General features: G+C 69.5%; 6 protein-coding genes and 1 pseudogene. All 7 read left to right on the top strand.

Annotated features, from left to right (window positions below; all coding sequences use genetic code 11):
- Window positions 1–236: pseudogene (locus tag QBJ92_RS10220) on the top strand (tail tape measure protein); the annotation flags it as partial.
- A gap of 265 nt (window positions 237–501) precedes the next feature.
- Window positions 502–2,808: a DUF2460 domain-containing protein gene (locus QBJ92_RS10215; RefSeq protein ID WP_277969583.1), complete on the top strand. Its 2,307-nt coding sequence runs from the start codon at window positions 502–504 to the stop codon at window positions 2,806–2,808.
- Window positions 2,805–3,617: a DUF2163 domain-containing protein gene (locus QBJ92_RS10210; RefSeq protein ID WP_277969582.1), complete on the top strand. Its 813-nt coding sequence runs from the start codon at window positions 2,805–2,807 to the stop codon at window positions 3,615–3,617. Before QBJ92_RS10215 ends, QBJ92_RS10210 begins: the two co-directional genes overlap by 4 nt.
- Window positions 3,614–4,027, top strand: a complete 414-nt coding sequence (locus tag QBJ92_RS10205) for a peptidoglycan endopeptidase (RefSeq protein WP_277969581.1) — start codon at window positions 3,614–3,616, stop codon at window positions 4,025–4,027. The genes QBJ92_RS10210 and QBJ92_RS10205 overlap by 4 nt, the downstream gene beginning before the upstream one ends.
- Before the next feature lie 3 nt (window positions 4,028–4,030).
- Complete coding sequence (locus QBJ92_RS10200; protein ID WP_277969580.1) at window positions 4,031–6,211, top strand: phage tail protein; 2,181 nt, start codon at window positions 4,031–4,033, stop codon at window positions 6,209–6,211.
- 22 nt (window positions 6,212–6,233) lie between these two features.
- The gene (locus QBJ92_RS10195; protein WP_277969579.1) at window positions 6,234–6,743 is read left to right on the top strand and encodes a DUF2793 domain-containing protein; all 510 of its coding nucleotides are present in this window, start codon (window positions 6,234–6,236) and stop codon (window positions 6,741–6,743) included.
- Window positions 6,744–6,862: 119 nt separating this feature from the next.
- Complete coding sequence (locus QBJ92_RS10190; protein WP_277969578.1) at window positions 6,863–7,972, top strand: OmpA family protein; 1,110 nt, start codon at window positions 6,863–6,865, stop codon at window positions 7,970–7,972.
- The last annotated feature ends 91 nt before the right edge of the window (window positions 7,973–8,063 follow it).

Here is an 8,063-nt window from a genome sequence, read left to right as displayed (position 1 = left end):
CGACCGGCGGGCCGGTGTCGCCTGCACGGCCCTATTGGGTCGGCGAGCGTGGGCCCGAACTGTTCGTGCCGACCGCGAGCGGGAGTGTCGTTCCCGCAGGCGGTGGCGGTGGCGGGGGCGCGCGCGACGTTCGAGTCTCGATCACCGTGCAGGGCGGGAGCGATGCGGCGCAGGCACTGGCGGCATCAAGCCGACAAGTGGCGCGCGCGGTAAAGGCGGCGTTGAGCGCGGAGTGAGCGGGGTCGTTCGTTGGTAGTCCGACACCCGCCCCGCGCGGGCGTCATGCTGAACTTGTTTCAGCATCCACCGCGCGACGGGCGCGGACCGGACTCATGGCACGGTGGACCCTGAAACGAGTTCAGGGTGACGCTGATGGTGGGTTGGGCACACGTCCCCCGGCCGCCGCCCTGCCGTCCTGCTGAACGGCGAACACGTTTGCGAACGACAGGCCCTCCCGCCCAAACGGGTGGAGCGTCGGACAGCCGCATGGGAGAAAGCACGATGGCCTATTGGCTCGCGACCAGGCGGACGGTGCAGGCGGAGGGCGTGATCTCGCGGTTCGATCCGCGGTTCTGGACGGTCGACTTCCCGCGGCCGATGATGGCCGCCGTGACCACCACCGCGCCCGATGCGCTGCGGGTCGATGCGGTGTTCTATACGCAGGGCGATCTCGCCGGGGTGATCTGGGACGCGGAGGATACGCACGACCATCCGTTGCTGCGGTACGCGACATCGCGGGATTTCCGCAGCTGTCGGCTCGCGTTTCGCTGGCGATCGGCGGGGGTAGTGGCGCTCGATGCGGTCAACGGCCCGGTGCTGACGATCGAGGGGCGCGATGCGGGCGGGGCGCCGCGCGCCTGGTATGTCCGGCTGTGGAATTACGCCACGGGCACGCCGGAGGACGCGCGCGTGACGCTGGATTTCGCGGATCTCGCGGGCGGGTTCGCGCTGCCGGGCGAGGCGGATCCGGTGTGGGCGGGGGACGTCGACCGGATGTTCGTCTCGCTGGTCCCGCCGGGGTATGTCGCGGGCGCGGCGACGCCGCTGGGCGCCCCGGTCGAGGCGTGGGTGGAACTGAGCGGGATCAGTTGCGACGGATCGGGCGCGGTGCTCGCGATCGGGGATGCGATCGTTCCCGAACATGGCCTGTCGATCGCGAGCGGCTATGACGACAGCTACAATCTCACGCCCGCGCGGTTGCTGCGCAACGCGCTGTTGCTCGGGTATCGCGGGAGCATCACGCATTATGTCGGGATGAGCCACTATATGCGGCTCGGGGCGCATTCGGGTGGGTTTTACGTCGGACTGGCGGGCGGGGCGCTCAACGTGGCGGCGGCGGCATGGCACCGCGACTTTGCGGAGGGCGCGCGCAGGCTTGGCTATGACGTGATCTGGTCGTTGAGCTACGAACTGTTCGACGCCTATTGCTGGGGCGACTGGAAACAGCGCGCGTGGGATGGAACGCCCGCGCAGACCGGCTGGTCGCCGCCCTCGACGCTGCTGTCGCCCGCGCATGGCGGGGCGATGGGATATCTGCGCGCGGTGGCCGAGGCGTTCGTCGGGATCGCAGTGGTGGCGGGACTGGCGCCCAAATTCCAGATCGGCGAGCCGTGGTGGTGGGTCCTGCCCGACGGGCGCCCCTGCCTGTACGATGGCGCGGCGAGGGCGGCGTTCGGCGGCAGTCCGGTGCAGATCGCGACGTTGGCGAGCGTGACCACCGCAGGCGAGCGCGCGCTGCTCGATATGGCGGGCGTCGTGTTGGCGGTGTCGACCGCGGCGCTGGTCGCGGCGGTGCGCGCGGTGGCGCCCGCCGTGCAGACGCATCTGCTGGTCTATCTGCCGACGGTGCTGGCGACCGCGACGCCTAAGGCGAAGCGCGCCAACGTGCCGCTCAGCTGGGCACGGCCCGCGTTCGATGTCCTGCAGCTCGAGGATTACGACTTCGTCGTCGCGGGCGATGTTTCGGCGACGGCGCGCGGCGTGGCGGCGATGCAGGCGCGGCTCGGTTATGCCGTGGGGGAGACGCATTATTTCTCGGGCTTCGTGCTGCGACCCGATCAGGCCGCCGAATGGCGCGCGATCGAGGCGGCGGCGGCGGCGGCGCGCCGACGCGGGGCCGCGCGGACGTTCCTATGGGCCCTGCCGCAGGTGCTGCGCGACGGGTTCGTCCATTTCGACCAGGAGGAGGATGCGGTGGATCCGTTCGACGACGTGCTGTTCCCGATCGCGCTCGGGCGCGAGGCGGAGGTCAGCCCCGAATTCTCGACCGCGATCGTCACCAGCGGGGGCGGGCATGAGGCGCGCAACGCGAGCTGGGCGGAGGCGCGGACACGCTACGACGTCGGGCCGGGGGTGCGATCCGAGGCGGATATTGCCGCCTTGCTCGCCTTCTTCCGCGCGCGGATGGGGCCGGCGCGCGGGTTCCGGCTGCGCGATCCGTTCGATGCCAGTTCTGGCGGCGGCGTGCCGACCCCGCTCGATCAGCGGATCGGCACCGGGGATGGGACGACCGTGCGGTTCGCGCTGGTCAAGCGGTATGGCGACGCGGTGCGCCGGATCACGCGGCCCGTCGCGGGGAGCGTTCGCGTCGCGGTGGCGGCGAGCGAGACGACGCGCTTCACGCTTGCGGCGGGGGGATGGGTCGATTTCGACGATCCGCCCGCTGTGGGGGCGGCGGTGACCGCGGGGTTCCAGTTCGACGTGCCCGTGCGCTTTGCCGAGGACCGGCTGAGCGTGACGCGCGCGACCTTCCTGGCGGGCGCTGCGACGAGCGTGCCGCTGATCGAAGTGCGCGAGGACGCGGCATGAGTTTCCTCGAGGGCACGCTGACCACGATTGCCTTGTGCTGGCGGATCGAGCGGTGCGACGGGATCGCGCTCGGGCTGACCGATCATGACCGCGACCTGACGATCGACGGCCTCGTCCACCGCGCGGCGCCGGGGATGACGCCGTCCGCGATCCGGCGCAGCGATGGTCTCGACGCGGACACGATGGACATCACCGGCGCGCTGACGAGCGCGGCGATCACCGAGGCGGATCTGGTCGCGGGGCGGTGGGACGGCGCGCGGGTCATATTGTTCGCGGTCGACTGGACCGGCGCGGACGCGGCACGCGTGCCGCTGGGGATCGGGACGATCGGCGCGGTGGAGACGCAGCGCGGCGGGTTTACCGCAGAATTGCGCGGTACCGGTGCGATGCTGGAGGGGCCGGTGGTCGAACTGACCTCCCCCGAATGCCGCGCCGAGCTGGGTGATGCGCGCTGCCGCGTGCCGCTGGCGGCGCGGCGGCGGCTGCTGCGCATCGTCGCCAGCGCGGGCCAAAGGCTGACGCTCGACGCGGTCGAGCCCAGCGCGGGGGCGTATGGCGGGGGGCTGTTGCGCTGGATCGGGGGCGCGAACAGCGGGTTGCGCAGTGCGATCGCCGGATCGGACGGCGCGAGCGTGACGCTGCGCAGCGAACCGCCGCTGGCGGTGGCCGCGGGCGACCTGGTCGAGCTGATCGAGGGCTGCGACAAGAGCCTCGCGACGTGCGCCGCCCGGTTCGGCAACGCCCCGAACTTTCGCGGAGAGCCGTATCTGCCGGGGATCGACCTGCTGACGCGCTATCCCGGCGCATGACGCGCCGCGACCACGCCGTGGTGGCAAACGCGCGGCGGACGATCGGCGCGCGGTTCCGGTTGCAGGGGCGGGATCCGGCGTTCGGGCTCGACTGCGTCGGGGTCGTCGCGGTCGCGGTACGGGGGGCGGGATACGTGGGGGCGATCCCTGAGGGCTATGCCTTGCGGGGTGGCCGCGCTGTGGAGATCGCGGCGCAGTTCGAAAGCGCGGGGTTCGTGCACGGCCCGACGCTCGCGCCCGGCGGGATCGCGCTGTTCGACAGCGGGTGCGGGCAATTGCATCTCGCGGTGATCGTTCCCGGCGGGATCGTCCATGCCGATGCGATGCTGCGCCGGGTGGTCGAGCGACCGGGGCCACCGCCGTGGGCCGTGCTGGGCTGCTGGCATTTGCCCGATGACGAGGGAGACTGATCGATGGCGACGCTCGTTTTGACGGCGGTGGGGTCGGTGATCGGCGGGCCGATCGGTGGGGCAATCGGCGCCGCGGTGGGCAATGCGATCGACCACACTGTATTGTTCCCGGCCAAGGGACGCAGCGGGCCGCGCTTGTCCGCGCTGCATGTGCAAACGTCGAGCTACGGCACCCCGCTCCAGCGTGTCTTCGGGACGATGCGGGTCGGGGGGTGCGTGATCTGGTCGACCGAGCTGATCGAGAGCGCGGCGCGCAGCGGTGGCGGCAAGGGGCAGCCGAGCACGACCGCCTACAGCTATTCGGTGTCGTTCGCGGTGGCACTGTCGGCGCGGCCGATCCTGCGCGTCGGGCGGATCTGGGCGGACGGCAAGCTGCTGCGCGGGGTCGACGGGGTGTTCAAGAGCGCGACCGGGTTTCGGCTGCACCTGGGAGGCGAAGACCAGCCGGCGGACCCGTTGCTCGCGGCGGCGGAAGGGGGCGGCCTGACGCCCGCGCATCGCGGCCTGGCCTATGCGGTATTCGAGCATCTGCAACTGGCGGACTTTGGCAATCGCATCCCGTCCCTGACCTTCGAAGTGATCGCGGACGACGGGCCGGTGCCGATCGGGACGATCATCCGGGATCTGGCGGGGGGCGCGGTGACGGGAACGCTCGACGCGCCCGATCTGATCGGGTTCGCGGCCTATGGCGACAGCGTGCGCAGTGCGATCGAACCGCTCGCGCAGGCGAGCGGGGGGTGGTTTTCGCCTGCCCCCGCGCTGGGCGATGCGCGGCTGGTGCTGCGGGGCGGGATTGTCCCCGATGGTGCGGTCGACGACGACGGTGTTACCTCGGCAGGCGCGTCCGATGCGGCGCACGGCCGCAGCATCGCGGCGCTGGAGACGGTCGCGCGCGGCGTGACCGTGTCGCATTACGATCCGGCGCGGGATTTTCAGATCGGCGTGCAGCGCGCGCGGCGCCCGGGACCGGGCACGCGGGAAGACCGGATGGAACTCGTCGCGGCGGTGGATGCGGGCGCCGCCAAGACGATCGCGGAACAGACGCTCGCGCGCGGCGAGGCCGGGCGCGAGCGGCGGAGCGTGACGCTGGGTTGGAACGCGATCGCTTTCTCGCCGGGCGCCCGCGTCACGATCCGTGGGGTCGGCGGCGTGTGGCGGGTTACGCACTGGGGGTTCGAGCGGCATGTCGTGACGCTCGATTGCGTGCGGCTTCCGGCACCATCCGCCGCCGCGCGCGCGAGCCCAGGCCGCGTGCTGCCCGCGCCCGACGTGGCGGCGGGATCGACTGTTCTGGCGGTGACCGAGACGTTGCCGTTCGACGACAGCCTCCTGGCGACGCCGCGCATCACGATCGTCGCGGCGGGAACCCAGCCCGGCTGGCGGCGGGCGGCGGTGCTGTACAGCGTGGACGACGGTGTCCGCTGGATCACTGCGGGGACGACCGCCGCTGCGGGCGTGGTCGGGCGGATCGCGACGCTTCCGGGGATCGCCGCCGCAAGCTTGCGGGATGATATCAACCGGTTCGAGGTGGATCTGGCGCACGGCGACATGGCGTTGCTGAACGCGAGCGCATCCGCGCTGGCGGGGGGCGCGAACCTGGCGCTGGTTGGCGACGAGATCCTTCAGTTCGGAACGGCGGAACAGATCGGCGTGGCGCGGTGGCGGCTGTCGTCCTTGCTGCGCGGACGCCGCGGGAGCGAGCGTGCGATCGGATCACAGGCGGTGGGCGACGGGTTCGCGATCCTGACCCCGTCGCAGGCGATGACGATCGACCTGCCGATGGCGGCGATCGGCGGATCGGTGCGGATCCTTGCGAGCGGGGTCGGCGATCTTGCCGGGCCGGCGAGCGCGACCCTGTCGTTGACGGGAACCTCGGTCGTTCCGCCGTCGCCGGTATTGTTGCGCGGGCGCGAAATCGGCGGCGGCGATGTCGCCGTTTCCTGGGTGCGGCGCAGCAGAAACGGCTGGCAATGGACCGACGGGATCGACGCGCCGCTTGCGGAGGAACGCGAGGCTTACCGTGTGACGATCGACGACGACGGTCCCGCGCCGCGCAGTGTTTTCGTCGGCACCCCGGCCTTCCTGCTGCGCGCCGCAGAGCGTGGAAGTGGGACGATGATTGCCGTGCGGCAGGCGGGAACCCTCGGAGAATCGCCCCCTGCGCGATTGTGGATCACCGGATGAACTGAGTCGAAGGAACAGCACGATGAGCGACGAAACGACCGCACGGCTGGCGCTGCCGTTGTTGCAGCCAGGGCAGGCGCAAAAGGAGCTGACGCATAACGAAGCGCTCGCCCTGATCGATATTGCAGTGCAACCCATCGTCGAGGCGATCGGGCTGACGGTTCCGCCGACCGCGCCGTTGCCAGGCCAATGCTGGATCGTCGGTTCCGCGCCGACCGGTGCCTGGACGGGACAGAGCGGGGCGCTTGCGGGATGGACCGCCGGGGGGTGGCGTTTCGTGGCGCCTACGGAGGGCATGTCGGCGTGGAGTTCCGCCGACCAGTGCCTGGCGCGCTATCGGACTGGGCATTGGGAGATCGGAATCGCCCGCGCAAACCGGCTGATCATCGCCGGTGCGCAATCGGTCGGCCCCCCCCAGCCCGCGATTGCGGTACCATCAGGTGGGTCCGTGGTGGATGTTATCGCCCGACAGACGATTTCCGAAATTATCACCGTATTACAGCAGCATGGACTGATTTTTGGCGTTGCCTGACAGGCGATTGCTGTGGCAATTCGGCAACAGATCCCGGCATTTGTTCGCTTGCGCGGAAACCTTCTGTTGGGTAGAGGGTTTGCGCTGTCCGAGTGACAACCAGAAGAAGGGGTTTTTTTATGCGGAAGCTAGCCGTTACCATGGCGCTTGCGACCACCGTTCTCGCCACACCTGCCCTCGCCCGCGACAAGTCGTGGTACGTCGGTGTCGACGGTGGCGGCATGATCGTCGAAGACATCAAGTTCAACATTGCCGGCGCGAACACCGCAGGCAACGTCGATCATCACTACGGCTACGACGTCGATGGTGTGATCGGTTACGATCTCGGCATGTTCCGCGTTGAAGCCGAAGTCGGCTACAAGTCGGCAGCAGTCGACGCGTTCCGTTCGACGGTTGCTACCACGGTTGGTGGCACGACGTTCGCTCCGGGCAACTACAACGGCGCAAACGGCCGTACCTCGGCACTCAGCTTTATGGTCAATGGCCTGCTCGACTTCGGTGACGATGACGGCATCCAGGGCTTCGTCGGCGGTGGTGTTGGTGCAGCACGCGTCAAGGGCCGCTACGACATTCAGGGCAACACCCAGTTCCTGAACGACAGCGACACGACCTTCGCCTACCAGGGCATCGCCGGTGTTCGCGCACCGATCAGCAACCACGTCGACGCGTCGCTGAAGTATCGCTTCTTCACCGCCGACAAGGTCCGCCTGATCGACGTTTCGGGTCGCCAGTTCGACGGCAAGTTCCGTACGCACAGCCTGCTCGCAGGTCTGACGTACAACTTCGGCGAGCCTGCTGCTCCGCCGCCGCCGCCAGAGCCCGTCGCTCCGCCGCCGCCGCCAGAGCCGGTCGCTCCGCCGCCGCCGCCGGCACCGGTCTGCTCGCCTGGTCCGTTCATCGTGTTCTTCGAGTGGGACAAGTCGGACGTCACGCCTGAGGCTGCTGGCATTCTCGACAACGCGATCGCACAGTACCAGAACTGCGGTAGCGCACGTGTCATGCTTGCAGGTCACACCGACCGTTCGGGTTCGGCTTCGTACAACGTCGGTCTCTCGCAGCGTCGCGATGACTCGGTCCAGGCTTACCTGACCGCGCATTCGATCCCCGCTGGCGTGATCACCTCGGAAGCGTTCGGCGAGAGCCGTCCGCGCGTCGAGACCGCAGACGGTGTTCGCGAAGTGCAGAACCGTCGCGTGGAAGTCACGTACGGTCCGGGTTCGGGCAACTAAGCTCGACGCCTTACGGCACGAGAAAATCGGGGAGATCGGCTACGGCCGGTCTCCCCTTTTTTTGTGCGTCGACGGTGCGGAAACGGGGCAT

The sequence above is a fragment of the Sphingomonas echinoides genome (assembly GCF_029623395.1).
In the GTDB taxonomy this organism is placed as follows: Bacteria; Pseudomonadota; Alphaproteobacteria; order Sphingomonadales; family Sphingomonadaceae; genus Sphingomonas; species Sphingomonas echinoides_A.
Note: the sequence above shows the minus strand (reverse complement) of the source record. Positions and strands in the feature narration are given on the sequence as shown.

Excerpts from the sequence above, each read along its gene's own strand:
- QBJ92_RS10195 (WP_277969579.1), top strand. The coding sequence starts at position 6,234 with ATGAGCGACGAAACGACCGCACGGCTGGCGCTGCCGTTGTTGCAGCCA.
- QBJ92_RS10205 (WP_277969581.1), top strand. The coding sequence starts at position 3,614 with ATGACGCGCCGCGACCACGCCGTGGTGGCAAACGCGCGGCGGACGATC.
- QBJ92_RS10210 (WP_277969582.1), top strand. The coding sequence starts at position 2,805 with ATGAGTTTCCTCGAGGGCACGCTGACCACGATTGCCTTGTGCTGGCGG.
- QBJ92_RS10215 (WP_277969583.1), top strand. The coding sequence starts at position 502 with ATGGCCTATTGGCTCGCGACCAGGCGGACGGTGCAGGCGGAGGGCGTG.
- QBJ92_RS10200 (WP_277969580.1), top strand. The coding sequence starts at position 4,031 with ATGGCGACGCTCGTTTTGACGGCGGTGGGGTCGGTGATCGGCGGGCCG.
- QBJ92_RS10190 (WP_277969578.1), top strand. The coding sequence starts at position 6,863 with ATGCGGAAGCTAGCCGTTACCATGGCGCTTGCGACCACCGTTCTCGCC.